Annotated in this window: 15 protein-coding genes; 5 read left to right on the top strand and 10 right to left on the bottom strand. The window is 68.4% G+C overall.

The window, feature by feature from the left end; translation table 11 throughout:
* Positions 1–20 precede the first annotated feature (20 nt).
* From K368_RS0120000 to K368_RS0119990, 3 genes are all read left to right on the top strand, one after another.
* Positions 21–1,472: an ABC transporter substrate-binding protein gene (locus K368_RS0120000; protein ID WP_027173888.1), complete on the top strand. Its 1,452-nt coding sequence runs from the start codon at positions 21–23 to the stop codon at positions 1,470–1,472.
* Positions 1,469–2,326, top strand: coding sequence for an ABC transporter permease (locus K368_RS0119995; RefSeq protein ID WP_027173887.1), 858 nt, complete (start codon positions 1,469–1,471; stop codon positions 2,324–2,326). The genes K368_RS0120000 and K368_RS0119995 overlap by 4 nt, the downstream gene beginning before the upstream one ends.
* 77 nt (positions 2,327–2,403) lie before the next feature.
* Complete coding sequence (locus K368_RS0119990) at positions 2,404–3,201, top strand: ABC transporter ATP-binding protein (RefSeq protein WP_155935385.1); 798 nt, start codon at positions 2,404–2,406, stop codon at positions 3,199–3,201.
* Positions 3,202–3,409: 208 nt separating this feature from the next.
* Here the strand turns inward: K368_RS0119990 and K368_RS0119985 are convergent, their stop codons facing one another.
* The 5 genes from K368_RS0119985 to K368_RS0119965 form a co-directional block, all read right to left on the bottom strand.
* Positions 3,410–4,423: an NrtA/SsuA/CpmA family ABC transporter substrate-binding protein gene (locus K368_RS0119985; protein ID WP_027173885.1), complete on the bottom strand. Its 1,014-nt coding sequence runs from the start codon at positions 4,421–4,423 to the stop codon at positions 3,410–3,412.
* Positions 4,424–4,457: 34 nt separating this feature from the next.
* Positions 4,458–5,192, bottom strand: coding sequence for an ABC transporter ATP-binding protein (locus K368_RS0119980; RefSeq protein WP_027173884.1), 735 nt, complete (start codon positions 5,190–5,192; stop codon positions 4,458–4,460).
* Positions 5,189–5,959, bottom strand: coding sequence for an ABC transporter permease subunit (locus K368_RS0119975; RefSeq protein ID WP_155935383.1), 771 nt, complete (start codon positions 5,957–5,959; stop codon positions 5,189–5,191). Before K368_RS0119975 ends, K368_RS0119980 begins: the two co-directional genes overlap by 4 nt.
* Positions 5,960–6,121: 162 nt before the next feature.
* Positions 6,122–7,084 carry a sulfonate ABC transporter substrate-binding protein gene (locus K368_RS0119970; protein ID WP_027173882.1) on the bottom strand — a complete coding sequence of 321 codons (963 nt, stop codon included), beginning with the start codon at positions 7,082–7,084 and terminating at the stop codon, positions 6,122–6,124.
* Between the two features lie 18 nt (positions 7,085–7,102).
* Positions 7,103–7,648 (bottom strand): OsmC family protein, encoded by a 546-nt coding sequence (locus K368_RS0119965; protein ID WP_027173881.1) that lies wholly within the window; start codon positions 7,646–7,648, stop codon positions 7,103–7,105.
* Positions 7,649–8,103: 455 nt separating this feature from the next.
* On the opposite strand from K368_RS0119965, the gene K368_RS0119960 reads away from it, so the two are divergent.
* A complete protein-coding gene (locus K368_RS0119960; RefSeq protein ID WP_027173880.1) occupies positions 8,104–9,222 on the top strand; it encodes an MBL fold metallo-hydrolase in 1,119 nt (372 codons plus the stop codon).
* Between the two features lie 46 nt (positions 9,223–9,268).
* Complete coding sequence (locus K368_RS0119955; protein WP_051440109.1) at positions 9,269–9,829, top strand: SCO family protein; 561 nt, start codon at positions 9,269–9,271, stop codon at positions 9,827–9,829.
* A 34-nt stretch (positions 9,830–9,863) separates the two neighbouring features.
* On the opposite strand, the gene K368_RS0119950 is transcribed toward K368_RS0119955, so the two are convergent.
* The 5 genes from K368_RS0119950 to K368_RS0119930 form a co-directional block, all read right to left on the bottom strand.
* Positions 9,864–10,754 (bottom strand): ABC transporter permease, encoded by an 891-nt coding sequence (locus K368_RS0119950; protein ID WP_027173878.1) that lies wholly within the window; start codon positions 10,752–10,754, stop codon positions 9,864–9,866.
* On the bottom strand, positions 10,751–11,656 hold the full coding sequence (locus tag K368_RS0119945) for an ABC transporter ATP-binding protein (RefSeq protein ID WP_027173877.1): 906 nt from the start codon (positions 11,654–11,656) through the stop codon (positions 10,751–10,753). The genes K368_RS0119950 and K368_RS0119945 overlap by 4 nt, the downstream gene beginning before the upstream one ends.
* Before the next feature lie 10 nt (positions 11,657–11,666).
* The gene (locus K368_RS0119940; protein ID WP_027173876.1) at positions 11,667–12,698 is read right to left on the bottom strand and encodes an ABC transporter substrate-binding protein; all 1,032 of its coding nucleotides are present in this window, start codon (positions 12,696–12,698) and stop codon (positions 11,667–11,669) included.
* A gap of 315 nt (positions 12,699–13,013) precedes the next feature.
* Positions 13,014–13,679 (bottom strand): methionine ABC transporter permease, encoded by a 666-nt coding sequence (locus tag K368_RS0119935; RefSeq protein ID WP_027173875.1) that lies wholly within the window; start codon positions 13,677–13,679, stop codon positions 13,014–13,016.
* The gene (locus K368_RS0119930) at positions 13,669–14,790 is read right to left on the bottom strand and encodes a methionine ABC transporter ATP-binding protein (protein ID WP_027173874.1); all 1,122 of its coding nucleotides are present in this window, start codon (positions 14,788–14,790) and stop codon (positions 13,669–13,671) included. Before K368_RS0119930 ends, K368_RS0119935 begins: the two co-directional genes overlap by 11 nt.
* Positions 14,791–15,123: the final 333 nt, after the last annotated feature.

Here is a 15,123-nt window from a genome sequence, read left to right as displayed (position 1 = left end):
CGTCCGATGGAGACCGTCGCGTGATCCAGTCCAGCCCGCTTGCCCGCCCCCTTGCCCGAACCCTCGCCCTTGCGGTGACGGCGCTTCTTCTCACCGTCACGGCCGGCAGTGCGGTGCGGGCGGAGACGATCCGCATCGCGGTGGGCACCCAGGACACCACGATCAACTGCGCCACCGGCGGCCTGCTGATCCGCGAGCTGAAGCTTCTCGAGAAGTTCCTGCCCCGTGACGGCAAGTACAAGGATGCGACCTACGCGATCGAATGGCGCAACTTCACCAGCGGTGCGCCGCTGACCAACGAGATGGTCGCGGGCAAGCTCGATCTCGGGGCCATGGCCGACTTTCCCGGCTCCCTCAACGGCTATGCCTTCGCCAAGGCCGGGCGCCGGAGCCTGTTCGTCAGCGTGCTGTCGGGCAGCGTGAAGGGCAGCGGCAACGGCATCGTGGTGCCCAAGGAATCCGCCGTCCAGTCCCTCGCCGACCTGAAGGGCAAGACCATCTCCGTGCCCTTCGCCTCCACGGCGCACGGGCTCCTGCTCCGCGCCGTGCAAGCGCAAGGGTGGGATCCGGCGCGGGACGTCACGATCATCACCCAGGCACCCGAAGTCGCCGGCTCGGCGCTGCTCGCCAACAAGATCGATGCCCATGCCGACTTCGTGCCCTTCGCCGAGCTGTTCCCCTGGCGCGGCTTCGCCCGCAAGATCTACGACGGCTCGCAGGCCGGTGCCCCGACCTTCCACGGCGCCCTCGCCGATGCGGATTACGCGGAGAAATACCCGGAGATCGTCACGGCCTATCTCCGCGCCGGCATCGAGGCGGACCGTCTCGTCGCCGCCGAGCCCGAGACATATGCGGAGCTGATCGAGACGATCACCGGGATCGAGGCCGAAGTCGCCTATCTGTTCCACGGCCCCCTCGGCCTCCAGACCCGGGACGTGACCTGGAAGCCGGAATACCGTCAGGCGGTGAAGACCTCCTTCGAGACCCTGAAGCTCCTGAAGAAAGCCGATTCCGACATCGATCTCGACCGGTTCGTCGATGACCGCTTCATCCGTGCCGCCTCGGCCCAGGCCGGCCTGGACTACGAGGTCCGCCTCAAGGACTACGCGCAGGCGCCCCTAGTGGCCGACGATGCCGGGACCGGGCTGTCGATCACCGACCCGACCCGCGTCGCCCAGATCTGGGTCCGGGGCGAGCCCAAGGTCCGGCACTACGCCTCGCCGGAGGCGGCCTTCGCCGGTCTGGCCACCCTGACCCGCGAGGGGCGCGAGGCCCGCGCCTTCTATGCCCAGGACCGGCAATCGGGGATCAAGCTCCTGGCGACCCAGGCCTGGTTCGTGCGCGACGCGGACAAGCACCTCGACGCCTTCCTACTCAAGGGCGACGCGGAAGCCCATGCCGCGCGCCAGGGCGGCGAGGTCATCGACTTCGCGGCCGCCCGCAGCGGCGGCGCCCGGTTGAGCGCCCGATGAGCGCCTCCGCGGCGGCATCCCTCGCGCCGGTGGCCGCGCGGGCAGGCGGTCCGGCCCGGCTCGCGGCCCTGCGCCTCCTTCCCGGGCGGCGCATCGCCCTGCGGGCCACGTCCCTCCTGGCGAGCCTCGCCCTCTGGCATCTCGCCGCGAGCGGCAAGGTCGATCTCGGCTTCATCAGCTTCCGCAACGTGCCGAGCCCGGCCGAGGCCGCGCGCGCGGCCCTCGCCCTCGTCCGATCGCCGACGCTCTGGCCGCATCTGGCCGCCAGCCTGACACGGGTCCTCCTCGGCTTCCTGGCGGCACTCACCGCCGGGATCGGCCTCGGCCTCGCCATCGGCCGCTCCCGTCTGGCGAGCGACCTCCTCCTGGCACCCCTCGAGGTGCTGCGCCCGATACCCGCCGTCGCCTGGATTCCCCTGGCGATCCTGATGTTTCCCTCATCCGAGCTGTCGATGGCGTTCATCACCTTCACGGGCGCGCTGTTCCCCATCCTCCTCAACACCATTCACGGCGTCGAGACCGTCAACCCGCGCCTCGTCGCGTCCGCCCGCAGCCTCGGCGCCGGCAAGGCCGCGATCCTGCGCGAGGTGATCCTGCCGGGTGCCACGCCGAGCATCGTCACGGGGGCCGCCATCGGCATGGGAACCGCATGGTTCTGCCTCGTGACGGCGGAGATGATCTCGGGCCAGTACGGGATCGGTTACTTCACATGGGAATCCTATACGCTGCAGAACTACGACGACATCGTCGTCGGCATGCTGCTGATCGGTCTGCTCGGGATGGGGTCCAGCCTGCTGGTGCGACAGGCCGGTGCGCGGATGACGCCCTGGGTCAGTGCGGGGGCGCAACGATGACCGGGGCGATCCCACTGGAGACACGGGTGCCGCCCTCGCGCATTGCGCCGACGGCCTCGTCGGGCGGCCATGTCGCCATGGAGGGCGGCGTCATCCGCCTCGGCCGGGGGGCCGCCGCCTTCGATGTGGTCGAGAACATCGACCTCGACATCGCGCCCGAGCAGTTCGTCTGTCTCCTCGGTCCCTCGGGCTGCGGGAAGTCGACCCTGCTCGGTGCCGTCGCCGGGCATCTCACCCTGCATCGCGGTCGCGTCAGCCTCGACGGGGCGGCCATCACCGGCCCTCATCCCGACCGCGGCATCGTCTTCCAGCAGCATACGCTGTTCCCCTGGTGCAGCGTCATCGACAACGTCGCCTTCGGCCTCAAGATGAAGGGCGTCCCGAAACGCGCACGCCTGGACCGGGCCCGCGATTTCATCGCCGAGGTCGGGCTCGCCGGTTTCGAGGACCGTTATCCGGCGGAACTCTCAGGGGGCATGCAGCAGCGCGTCGAGATCGCCCGCGCGCTCATCACCCGCCCCCGCGTCCTCCTGATGGACGAGCCCTTCGGCGCGCTGGACGCCCAGACCCGCATGACGATGCAGGAACTGCTCCTCAAGGTCTGGAGCCAGCATCGCACGACGATCGTCTTCGTCACCCACGACATCGACGAGGCGATCTTCCTCGCCGACCGCATCCTGGTGATGACGCCACGGCCGGGGCGCATCCTCGACGATCTCACCATCGACTTCGCGCGGCCGCGCCAGCGCGAACTGATCGCCGATGAGCGTTTCACGAAACTCAGGCATCACTGCCTGACGCTGCTGCATTCCGACCGGAACAGCCTGCCCCTGCCGCGCCTCACGCCGATCGGCGTTCCCACGGGCATAGTCTGAACCGCCCCCGATCCACCTACTCGATTCACACATCTGCTCGACGGCTGTGCGCTTTATCTGAGAGGGTTCGACCTGAGGCGCGACGGGTCCCCTCTCCTGGAAGGAGAGGGGACCCGTGCTGCCCGCCAGATATGTGAGTATCGTAGCCCGATCCACGGCGGGCACGTTCGCGCGGCATCGATCCTGAAGAATTCAGACGGACATCGCGTCAGACCCGGACGAGGTGATCGGTGACGGTCACCGGCTCGGGCAGGACCTTGCGCGTGACCAGCCACTCGGCCGCCTTCTGGAACTCCGACAGGAAGGCCCGGTCGTCCGTCGCGTAGAGCTTGTATTGCTTGCGCAGGCCGATGAAGTGGTCGCGCACCCGGTCGCTGTAGCCTGCCTTGGCCTGTGTGAGGCGCTCGGCCTCTTCCGTGTTCGCGGACGCCCAGTCGGCGTCGTTCTTCAGAGCCGCATGGAAGGCCCGGACGAGATCGGGGTTCTTCGCGACGAAATCCCGGCGTGTCAGGTAGGAGGTGAAATCGATCTGGAAGGGCAGGTCGCGCTCTTCGAGAAAGATGTCGTGGGCCTTGTAGTCGAAGCGGGCGATGTCCACGCCGGGGCTCCACATCGACCACGCATCGACCTTGCCGGCGGCGAGGGCCGGGGCGGCATCCGGCGGGTTGAGATAGACGAACTTGACCTTGGACCGGTCGATGCCGTGCTTCTCCAGCGCCGCCACCACCAGGAACTCGCCGAGACCCGACCGGTTCACGGCCACCGACTTCCCGACCAGATCCTCCACCTTGTCGATGCCGGACCCGTCCTTGGCGATGATGGCGGTGGTGCGCGGGCTGTAGATGAGGAACTGGGTGAAGACCAGCGGCGAGCCGGCGGAGATGGCGGCGAGCGCCGGCGTCGTGCTGCCGCCGAAGCTGAAATCGGCGGTGCCGCCGGTGACCGCCTGAAGGGTCGGCGCGTGGTTGGGGAACGGGCCGACCCATTCCACCTTGATCCCGTCCTTGGCGAGGGTCTTCACCAGTTCGCCGCGCTCCTTGGCGATGAAGGTGAGGCCGGTATAGCCCCAGGTCAGGCGCAGCGTGTCGGTCGCGCGGCCGGTGGCGGCAGCGGCCGAATGGCCCGCGAGACCACCGGCGAGGGCACCTGCACCGATGAGGGACGTCTCGAGGAAACGGCGGCGGGAGGGGCCGGAGGACGGGGAGCGGAATGAGGTCGTCATGGGAGTCTCTGGCCGATCGACTACGAGGGAGAGTTCAGGCTGGCTCGGATTCGGCGTGAACGCCGAGTTCAGCGAGGAGGCGGAGGCGGAGGGCCGCCCGATCGCCGGAGCCGTCGAGCCGATGCTCGGCGGCGATGATCCCCGCCCGCATCACCAGCACGCGGTCGGCGAGGGAGATGGCCTCGTCGACATCGTGGGTGACGAGGAGAACGCCCGGCCGGTGGCGGGCCACGAGTTCCTTGACCAGCCCGTGCATGCGGATGCGGGTCAGGGCGTCGAGCGCCGCGAAAGGCTCGTCGAGCAGCAGCAGTTCCGGCTCCTGCACGAGCGCGCGGGCCAGGGCCACACGCTGCGCCTGACCGCCGGAGAGATTGCGCGGCCAATCGTCGAGGCGGTGCCCGAGCCCGACCTCGGAGAGCGCGGCGGCGGCGCGCTCCCGAGCCCCCTGGTCCGGCAGGCCCAGCGCCACGTTCCGCCAGAGGCTGTCCCACGGCAGCAGCCGATGCTCCTGGAAGACGACGGCGGCCTCTCCCGGCGCGTCGATGCGGCCGTGATCGACGGGATCGAGGCCCGCCAGGGCCCGCAGCAAAGTCGTCTTGCCGCAACCGCTTTCGCCCAGCAGGGCGACGAACTCACCGCGCTCGATGACGAGGTTCAGGCCGTCGATGACGACGCGCGTGCCATAGGCGCGGGTGAGGTCGGTGACGACGACGGCGGGACGCGAGAAGGCGGGCACGGCGACAGCGCTCCCGGCAGGCGCGCGGCTCATCGGCGGTCGCCGTAATTCGGGTGCCAGGCGAGGAGCGAGCGCTCCAGGTGCCGGGCGATGGAATCGGCGGCGATCCCGATGAGCGCATAGAGCACGATGGCCAGCACGATCACGTCGGTGCGCAGGAATTCGCGGGCATCCATCGCGAGGAAACCCAGGCCGGATTGCGCGCCGATCGTCTCGGCCACCACCAGGGCCAGCCAAGCCGTCGCCAGAGCGTAGCGGACGCCGGTGAGGATCGAGGGCAGGGCGCCGGGCAGGATGATGCGCCGGATCAGCTGGATCGGACCGAGGTTCCGAACACGGCCGAGTTCGACGAGCTTCGGATCCACCTGCCGGATGCCGAGCACGGTGTTGATGTAGATCGGAAAGGCGACCCCCAGCGCGACGAGGAAGATCTTCTGGCTCTCGCCGACGCCGAACCACACGATGACCAGGGGCAGCAGGGCGAGGAACGGGATGGCGCGGATCATCTGGACGCTGCGGTCGATGGCCGCCTCCGCGAGACGGGAGAACCCGACCAGGGTGCCGAGCGCGAAACCGATGCCGCCGCCGATGGCGAAGCCCACCGCCGCGCGCAGCAGGCTGGTGCCGAGATCGAGGAGCAGCGACCCGTTCAGCGTCAGCTTCCAGGCGGTCGTCAGGACCTTGCTCGGCGCCGGAAGCACCTGCGGCGAGATCCAGCCGGCACGGGCGAGGACTTCCCAGACCGCCACGAGGGCGACGGGGGCGAGCCACGAGATCACGAAGAGACCGTAGGGGCCCAAGCCGGACCGGGCCGTTTGGCGCGAGGGGGAGGGGGAAACGGCCTTGGGCAGCACCCGCCGGGGCGGGACGCCCGCTCCCGGCAGGGACAGACTCGCGATGGGGTCGAGGGTGGTCACGATGGTGGGGCTCCGGGGCTTGCGGGTCGACGGGGCGGGCCGGGATCAGGTGCGCGGCGGGGTCCAGACGGCGTCACGCACCTGGATGGCGCGGGGGATGAGTCCGAGACGGTGGAAGCGGTCCGCCGTCGCCTGCTGCCCCGACAGGATCGCGTCGGTGAGGGGCCGGACCCCGAACTGGGTGCGGTCCGCCGCGACCTTCTGGATCTCGTAGGGGATACCCGTCACGGCGTTCAGCGCCTTGGCCACCTCGTCGCGGTGCCCGTCGGCCCAGGCGGCCGCCTCGGAGAGGCCCGCCAGGCTATGGACGATGACGTCCGGATGCTTGTCGGCGAAGGTTCTGTTGGCCAGGAAATAGGCCGACACGTCGAGGGTCTGGCCGGAGGTCGCCAGGACCCTGGTCTTGCTCCGCGCCTGCCCCACGGCGAAATAGGGGTCCCAGATCGACCACGCGTCGACGCTGTCGTTGGCGAAGGCCGAGCCGGCATCCGCAGGCGTGAGGTAGGCGGGCGTGATGTCCGCGAAGGTCAGGCCGGCCTTCTCCAGGGCGGCGATGAGGAGGTTGTGCGCGCTCGTGCCGCGACCGAACGCGACCTTCCTGCCCTTCAGGTCGGCGACCGACCGGATCGGCGAAGCCTCCTTGACCAGGATCGCCTCGCCGTCGCCGGAGGGCGCCGCGGCGCTGACATAGACGAGGTTGCCGCCCGCCGCCTGCGAGAAGATCGGCGGCGCGTCTCCGGTATAGCCGAAATCGATGCTGCCGGCGCTCAGGGCTTCGAGCAGGGGAGGGCCGGCCTGGAACTCGACCCACTGCACCTTGGTCCCCTGCGCGGCCAGGCGCTTCTCGATCACCCCCTGTTGCCGCGCGATGACGATGAGACCGATCTTCTGGTAGCCGATCCGGAACTCCTTCGGCGCCGCCTCCTCGGCGGCGGCGCCGGTGAGGGCGGCGAGGCTGGCTCCGAGCGCGAAGAGCAGGCTCGGCACGCGGCGTCTGGTGATCGTCACGGATTGATCTCCCTCAGGTCATGCATCCGCCCGGCGAACCGGTGCGGCATCGGTGAAGCGGCCGCTCACGCCCTGTGGCAGGCGCAAGAGGTTGAGGATGGGGCAGGCCTTCTCGACCCGGGCGTGGAGCGCCGCGATCCGGGCCGGATCGGCCGGTGAATCGAGACGCACCTCGTAGGCGAGGTCATGCGGATGGACGGGGACGTCCTCGTACCCCTCCGCGCCGGCACGGGGATCGAAGGTGCCGGAGACCTCCACCTCCAGGGACGTGGTCGGCACGTCCTGCAGAGCGGCCTGGATCAGCACCGTATGCGCGAGGCACGACCCGAGGACCCCGAGTTGCAGTTCGGGCGAACTCGGCCCGAGATCGAAGCCCGCGAGATCGGGACCGCTATCGCTGACGATCGCGTGCCGGCGGATTCCGATCCGGCGCACGCCGCTGCCGCCCTCCACCGTCGCGCGCGCCGCAAGGGACGATGCGGAGACCTGGCCTTCGCGAATTCGCGTCGTCCGGAGATCGAGCGCACGACGCTTCGCGTGGAGATACGAGTCTATGTCGCCCATCGGCCCGCCGCCTCGTCGATGACGGACCGGACAACCCCGGCTTCGTCTTGTGAAGACGCTTGTATAGTCCGGTGGCGACAGAATGAGCTTCCGTTGTTCTAGCAAAGGTGGGAACGCTCTTCTGACTCATGCCTGTGTCATGGCTTTTCCTTGCATTCGCCCCGGACCCGCGCCGCATCGGGGCACAAGGCTCTCCTTTCACGGGCGGGAGCGGGGACCCGTCCCACCTGAGGGCGGCCGATACGCAGGCCACGTGACGATCAGAGACCCTGTGGGGGCCGAGAGCCGACCATGCAGCGGGACCGGCATCCCGAAGAATGGAATTCCAGCGACGTCGCCGAATACAGAACGAATACCTTCGCCTCCCTAGAAATACAGCATACCAGTCAGGGCGAGCTCGGCTATAAAAGAAGACAGCGTGAGACATGCGGCGCGAGGGCGTCGGGGAGGATGGCATGGCCGGAGAGATCGACAGGCGCGGCTTTCTGAGGGCGTCAGCGGCCTTCGCCGCGAGCGCGACCGCGGGGTTCTCCTGCATCGAGATCGCGAATGCCGCGGCGATCGAGGTGCCGACGGTGGACAGGCTCAGCCTGCGCGTGCTGATCGATTCCTCTCACGACCAGTTCCTCAAGCCCGCGACGGTGCAGGGCGTCGTCCACCAGCCGCCCGGCAACGGGCGCGGCAGCGACTACCGCAAGGTTCTCCACAACCAATGGGGCCTGTCGCTCTTCGTGGAATCGCGGCGCGCGGACGAGGAGCGCACGATCCTGCTCGATTTCGGCTACAGCCCCGACGCGCTCCTGAACAACATCGAGATCCTGCAGGTCGACCCGTCCAAGATCGACGCCCTCATCGTCAGCCACGGCCATCACGACCATTACGGCGGCCTCAACGGGTTCCTGGACAAGTATCGCGCTTCGCTGCCCGCCGACCTGACGCTCTATGCCGGTGGCGAGGACAATTTCTGTCACCGCGTCAGCCCGAGCAAGGTGCAGGGGCAGTTCACGGATTTCGGTCAGCTCGACCGGCGCGAACTGACGGCGCAGAAGATCAGGACCGTCCTGTGCGAGACGCCGACCGTGGTGGCGGGGCACGCCTTCACCACGGGCCAGATCAAGCGCTCCTCCATCGAGCGTATCCTGCCCAACACCTTCGTGGAACGCGGGATCAAGGACGGTCTCGGCTGCGATGCCACCCATTATTCGCCGGCCGAACTGCAGGGGCAGATCATCCCCGACGAGCATGTCCACGAACACGCCACCTGCTTCAACGTGAAGGGCAAGGGTCTCGTCGTCATCAGCTCCTGCGGCCATGTGGGGATCGTCAATTCGGTGCGGCAGGCGCAGGCCGTCTCGGGCGTCGAGAAGGTCCACGCCATCGTCGGCGGTTTCCACCTCGGGCCGGCGCCGAAGGATTATCTTACCCAGATCGTCGCCGAGATCCGGAAGCTCGACCCCGACGTGGTGATCCCGATGCATTGCAGCGGCCTGAACTTCGCCCTGGAAGCCCAGGCGCAGATGCCCGCCAACGTGATCGTGCCGACCACGGGCAGCCGTCTCACCTTCGGTGCGTAGGTCCAAACCCGCGGCGCTGCTCCTGTCGCTCCTGGCCTCGCACCCCATGATGCCGGTCAAGGGCGCGGAGCCGGCGCGACGCTCGGCGGCGGAGCTGATGGACGTGCTGATGTGGAACCGCGAGCCGGTGGGCGGACCCTTCACCCTGGTCGATCACCAGGGGCGCGGGCGCACGGAGGCCGACTTTCGCGGCAAGCTCCTCCTCGTCTATTTCGGCTACACCTCGTGCCCCGACATCTGCCCGACCGACCTCATGGAGATCGCCCGCGCGCTCACCCTGCTTGGCACGGAGGCCGATTCGGTCCAGCCGCTGTTCGTCACCCTCGATCCGGAGCGGGACACCGTCGCGCATCTCGCCGAATACGTCCCGAACTTCTCGCCCCGGCTCGTCGGCCTGACGGGCGAACCGGGGGCGATCCGCCGGGCCGCCGATGCCTACCGGGTCTTCTTCGAGAGGGGCGTGGGGCCGAACGGAGACAGGACGATCGACCACTCGGCCTTCATCTACCTGATGGACCGGTCGGGGGCCTATCTCGGCTTCTTCCCGCCGGGCACCTCGGCCGAGCGAATGCTGACGATCATCCGCCCCCATCTCGCTCATCCCTGACGGTTGCGCGTCGAGCCTCCGACGTCGATCGGGACTATCGCGCCATGCCCCAGCGCCGCACGGTGAGCCGCTCGAACGCCGCGAACACCACGTTCTCGATGACGAGGCCGATGACGACGACGAGGACGAGACCGGCGAAGACGCGGTCCGTGTAGAGTTCGTTGCGGTTCTGGAAGATGTACCAGCCGAGACCGCCGCGCCCCGAAGACGCGCCGAAGACGAGTTCGGCCGCGATCAGCGTGCGCCAGGCGAAAGCCCATCCGATCTTGAGGCCGGACAGGATCGCCGGCAGCGCGGCGGGGATGAGGATCTGGATCACGTAGGACGGGCCGCGCAGTCCATAGTTGCGCCCGGCCATGCGCAAGGTTTCGGGCACGCCCTGAAAGCCCGCATAGGTGTTGAGCGCCATCGGCCACAGCACCGAATGGATGAGGACGAAGATCAGGCTGCCGGAACCGAGGCCGAACCAGAGCAGGGCCAGCGGCAGCAGGGCGATCGCCGGTAGCGGGTTGAACATCGCCGTCAGGGTCGAGAGCAGGTCGCGGCCGAACTGGGTCGAGACGGCCAGCGTGGTCAGCAGGAAGGCCAGGACGATACCGCAGACATAGCCCTGCAGCAGCACGACGAGGGAGATCCGCACCCGGTCCAGCAACTCGCCGTTCACGAGGCCTTCGACCAGGGCCGCCATCGTGGCGCCGAAGCCGGGCAGCAGCAGGTCGTTGTCCTGCCAGCGCGCCAGCCCCTCCCAGACGAGGACGAGGGCGACGATGATCAGGCCCTTGCGCAGCCAATCCTGCTGCCAGAGCCGGGTCGAGAACGGCAGTACCCGTTCCACCGGGGCTTCCACGAAGGGGGCGAGCACGTGGTCGTATTCCGGGCGGATCGGCGGCACGAGGGGCCGGCCCGCGAGACTGGCCTCGCTCATGCGGACCCCCCCGTGGATCCTGCGGGTTCGGGAGCGGCCTCGAACAGGCGGCTATGCAGACGCTGCACCGCGTCCTGAAAATCGCGGCTTCCGATGCTGGTCAGATCGAAGGCATGGCTGTTGATCTCGGCCCGCACGCGGCCCGGATGGGGCGAGAGCAGCGCCACCCGGTTGCCGACCACGAGGGCCTCCTCGATGGAATGGGTGACGAAGAGCAGGGTGAAGCGGGCCTCGTCCCAGAGGGACAGCAATTCCTCCTGCATCCGGCGCCGGGTCAGGGCGTCGAGGGCCGCGAAGGGCTCGTCCATCATCAGGACCTTCGGCTGCATCGCCAGCGCCCGGGCGATCGCCACGCGCTGCTTCATGCCTCCCGAGAGCTGGTGCGGGTAGCTGTCGGCAAAGCGGGTCAGCCCAACCTTGTCGATGTAGTGCCGCGCCCGCTCGGCGGCCTCGCGCCGGCCGAGGGCACGGGCCGCGCGCAGGGGGAAGGCGACGTTCTGGGCGACCGTCTTCCAGGGCGGCAGCTGGTCGAATTCCTGGAACACGACGATGCGGTCGGGACCGGGCTCGCGAACCGGTACGCCGCCGAGGGTGATCTCCCCCTCCACGGGGCGGAGGAAACCGGCCGCCGCCTTGAGCAGGGTGGACTTGCCGCAGCCGGAGGGCCCGAGCAGGACGAACCGATCCCCCTGATGGATATCGAGGTCGATGCGATGGGTGGCGCGCACCACCCGCTCCGGCGTGCGGTATTCGAGGGTCACGCCCTTGATCCGCAGCAGCGGCGATGCGTCGGCCGCGACCGGGGCATGGACGCTCGCCTCCTCACGCCGCGCCGATCCCCATGCGCGGGGATCGGGAAGCCCTGTGATGGAAAACTCGGAGCGGGGGGCCGTGGAGATCATGGCGCGCCGCTCAGCTGCCGTTGCTGATGCGCGGGTCATCGAAGAAGTAGTCGCCGATCGTCTTCGGGTCCGCCTTGATGGCGCCGACCCGGTGCATGAACGTGCCGAGACCGAGCGTGTTCTCGGGCGTCACCTTGAAGGATACGGCGGGGTTCTTGATGATCGTCGTCAGGAAGGCCGGGTCGATCTTGCTGCCGTTGATCCGAACGTAGATCTCGGCCGCCTTCTCCGGATTCGCGGTGATGAACTTCGCGGCGTCGTCGAGGGCACCGAGGAAGGCCGTGTAGGTCTTCGGGCTGTCCTTGTAGAACTTCTCCGTGGCGTAGAGCACGGTGGAGGAGGCCGGCCCGCCCTGCACGTCATAGGAATTGAGCACGATCCGGGCTTTCGGATTGTCGGCGAGTTCCTGCTCCTGGAAGGGCGGGTTGCCGAAATGGCCGGAGATCTCGGTGCCGCCCTTGATGATCGCGGCGGCGGCCTCCGGATGCGGGACCGCGACACTGATCTTGTCGAGCTTGGCGAAGTCCTTGTCACCCCAAAGCTTCGCCGATGCCAGCTGCAGAATGCGCGACTGAACCGAAACGCCGACGGCGGGGACCGCGATGCGGTCCTTCTCGGTGAAGTCGGCGATGGTCTTCACGTCGGGATTGTTGGTCACGAGGTAGTAGGGGAAGTTGCCGAGCGACGCGACGCCCTTGACGTTCTGCCGTCCCCTGGTGCGGTCCCAGAGGGTGAAGAGCGGGCCGACGCCGGCACCGGCGATCTCGATGTTGCCGGACAGCAGCGCATCGTTGACGGCCGAACCACCGGAGAGCTGGACGTAGTCCACCTTGATGTCGAGGCCCGCCTGCTTGCCGTGCTTCTCGATGAGCTTCTGGTCCTCGACGACGTTAAGAAGCAGGTAGACCACGCCGAATTGCTTGGCGATGCGCAGCTGACCCTCGTTGGCGGCGGCCGGGACGAGACCAGCGAGGGTGAGGGCGACTCCACCCAGAAGAGCCGCCGCGGTCCGGCGCGAGAGGGAAGGGCGTCGGGTCGTCATGGGAAAACCTGCTGTCGAACTCGGACGCGGGACGCGGCGCCGGGAAGAGAAAGTGTCCTGCGAATCTGCTCGGCGGAGCCCCCGGCGTCAATGAAATCGTTCTCTTTATAGAACAAACAAGGGAGATGATCCGTCTCTCTGACGGTCAATCCGTAGTCATAATCGATCCCATGACAGCAACTCTAAGAATGTTTCCAGCCGAGCAATGGAATGTCGGAGACCATCGATTTACCTCATCACGCCCGCCGTTCGTTTTACGGGACATGCCGGGTGGGTTAACCGGTGTGTGCCCTCACGAAACCTGCCGGGGCGGGATCACGCCCGGCGGATGCGCCGGTTGAGCCGGCTGGCCAGACGCTCGCCGATGGTCTGCACCGCCTGGACCAGGACGATCAGCACGACGACGACGGCCAGCATCATCTCGGGCCGGAAGCGCTGGTAGCCGTAGCGGATGCCGAGATCGCCCAGGCCCCCGCCGCCGACGGCGCCGACCATGGCCGAGTAGCCGAGCAGCGACACCACCGCGAGGGTCAGGCCGAGGAGGATGCCGGGCAGAGCCTCCGGGATCAGCACCTTGCGGATGATGGTGAGCGGGCCGGCGCCGAAGGCGCGCGCCGCCTCCACCAGCCCGGCATCGACCTCGCGGATCGCCGCCTCCACGAGGCGGGCGATGAAGGGCGTCGCCGCCACCGTCAGCGGCACCGTGGCGGCCCACATCCCGATGGAGGTGCCGGCGATGAGCCGGGTGAAGGGGATGATGGCCACGACCAGGATGATGAAGGGAGTCGAGCGGGTGGCGTTGACGATGAGGCCCAGCACGCCGTTGAGCCAGGGCGCGGCGAGCAATTCCCCACGCCGGCTCGTCGCCAGGAAGACGCCCAGCGGAAGGCCGAACAGCGTGCCCAGAATGGCCGCCACGGCCACCATGGACAGGGTGTCGCCGGTGGCTTGCAGCAGCAGGCGGATCATTTCAGGCGACACGGCGATCCTCCGCGCTGTGGGCCGGCAGATAGCCGAGAAGATCGGAAACGAGGCCGTGAGCGTCGAGGAAGGCGCGGGCCCGGCCGACGACGTCCGGCCCAGCGGGCAGGCCCACCGTGAGGGAGCCGAAGGGCTGGCCGGCGATCTCGTCGACGGTGCCGGACAGGATGTTGGCCTCGATGCCGGTCTCGCGCGCGAGCCGCGCGACGATCGGGTCGTTGGCGTGAGGCCCGCGGAAGGCGATGCGCAGGACCGCCCGGCCACCCGCGATCGGTCGGGTCTCGATCCCGGCGCGGAGTGCTGCCGGCAGGGTCAGCCCCATCTCCCCGGCGAGGAGCGTGCACGTCATCTCCGCCTGGGGCCGGGTGAAGACCTCGAACACGTCGCCCTGTTCGACGATGCGGCCCGCTTCCAGCACGGCGACGCGGTCCGCCACGGCGCGGATCACCGACATCTCATGGGTGATGAGCACGATGGTGAGGCCGAGGTCGCGGTTGATGCGGCGCAGGAGCGCCAGGATCGACCGCGTGGTCTCGGGGTCGAGGGCGGAGGTGGCCTCGTCGGAGAGGAGGACGCTCGGCCCCGTGGCCAGGGCCCGGGCGATGCCGACCCGCTGCTTCTGTCCCCCAGAGAGCTCGGCGGGATAGCGGTCGCGCTGCTCCTCCAACCCGGTCAGGGCCAGCAATTCCTCGACGCGGGCGCGGATCGCGGCCTTGCCCCGGCCCTCGATCTCCAGGGGCAGGGCGATGTTGCCGAAGGCGGTGCGCGAGGAGAGCAGGTTGAAATGCTGGAAGATCATGCCGATGCCGCGGCGTATCCGGCGCAGCGCGCGCTCGTCGAGGGACGAGACCTCCGCATCCCCGACAAGGACACGACCGGAGCTCGGGCGTTCCAGCCCGTTGATGAGCCGGATCAGGCTCGATTTCCCCGCGCCCGAGCGGCCGATCACCCCCAGCACCGAACCGGCCGTCACCGACAGGTCGATCCCGCTCAGCGCCGAGACGCCGGCGCCGTCGCGGGTGGAGTAGGTCTTCGCCACCTGCTCGAAACGGATCAGCGCATCCGGCGGCGGGACGGCATCGCCGCCGCGGTCGATGTGAATTCCAGGCACTCGCCAAACCTCATGCGCCCGGCACGCGCAGGCGCCGGGCGGTGGAACGGAACGATGATCGTCTATCGTGCAATTCTATGAGCTATACTTAGCGCATTCAATGAAATCGGCTGTCGAATCCTTCGTTCGTCAAGCAAGATCGATCCCCGCAGCCCTACCGCGAGAGAACAATCCTCCAAGTCGACCGGCATTCACGTCGCCCCGGCATTCGGGCCGGCCGCATGCGCGGCGTCGGGCGGGCAATCTCGGTCTCGCCCAAGCGACACCACGCGATCCGGAAAATTCGCCTCTCGGCATCCCGGTTCGAGGGAAGACCTGTTCGCGTCTCCGCAA

Source organism: Methylobacterium sp. 10 (assembly GCF_000519085.1).
In the GTDB taxonomy this organism is placed as follows: Bacteria; Pseudomonadota; Alphaproteobacteria; order Rhizobiales; family Beijerinckiaceae; genus Methylobacterium.
This window is presented reverse-complemented; position numbering and strand designations above follow the sequence as displayed.

Bases quoted from the DNA above. Each gene is read 5' to 3' on its own strand.
- K368_RS0119995 (WP_027173887.1), top strand. From the start codon at position 1,469: ATGAGCGCCTCCGCGGCGGCATCCCTCGCGCCGGTGGCCGCGCGGGCA.
- K368_RS0119990 (WP_155935385.1), top strand. From the start codon at position 2,404: ATGGAGGGCGGCGTCATCCGCCTCGGCCGGGGGGCCGCCGCCTTCGAT.
- K368_RS0119985 (WP_027173885.1), bottom strand. From the start codon at position 4,423: ATGACGACCTCATTCCGCTCCCCGTCCTCCGGCCCCTCCCGCCGCCGT.
- K368_RS0119980 (WP_027173884.1), bottom strand. From the start codon at position 5,192: ATGAGCCGCGCGCCTGCCGGGAGCGCTGTCGCCGTGCCCGCCTTCTCG.
- K368_RS0119965 (WP_027173881.1), bottom strand. From the start codon at position 7,648: ATGGGCGACATAGACTCGTATCTCCACGCGAAGCGTCGTGCGCTCGAT.
- K368_RS0119960 (WP_027173880.1), top strand. From the start codon at position 8,104: ATGGCCGGAGAGATCGACAGGCGCGGCTTTCTGAGGGCGTCAGCGGCC.
- K368_RS0119955 (WP_051440109.1), top strand. From the start codon at position 9,269: ATGATGCCGGTCAAGGGCGCGGAGCCGGCGCGACGCTCGGCGGCGGAG.
- K368_RS0119950 (WP_027173878.1), bottom strand. From the start codon at position 10,754: ATGAGCGAGGCCAGTCTCGCGGGCCGGCCCCTCGTGCCGCCGATCCGC.
- K368_RS0119945 (WP_027173877.1), bottom strand. From the start codon at position 11,656: ATGATCTCCACGGCCCCCCGCTCCGAGTTTTCCATCACAGGGCTTCCC.
- K368_RS0119940 (WP_027173876.1), bottom strand. From the start codon at position 12,698: ATGACGACCCGACGCCCTTCCCTCTCGCGCCGGACCGCGGCGGCTCTT.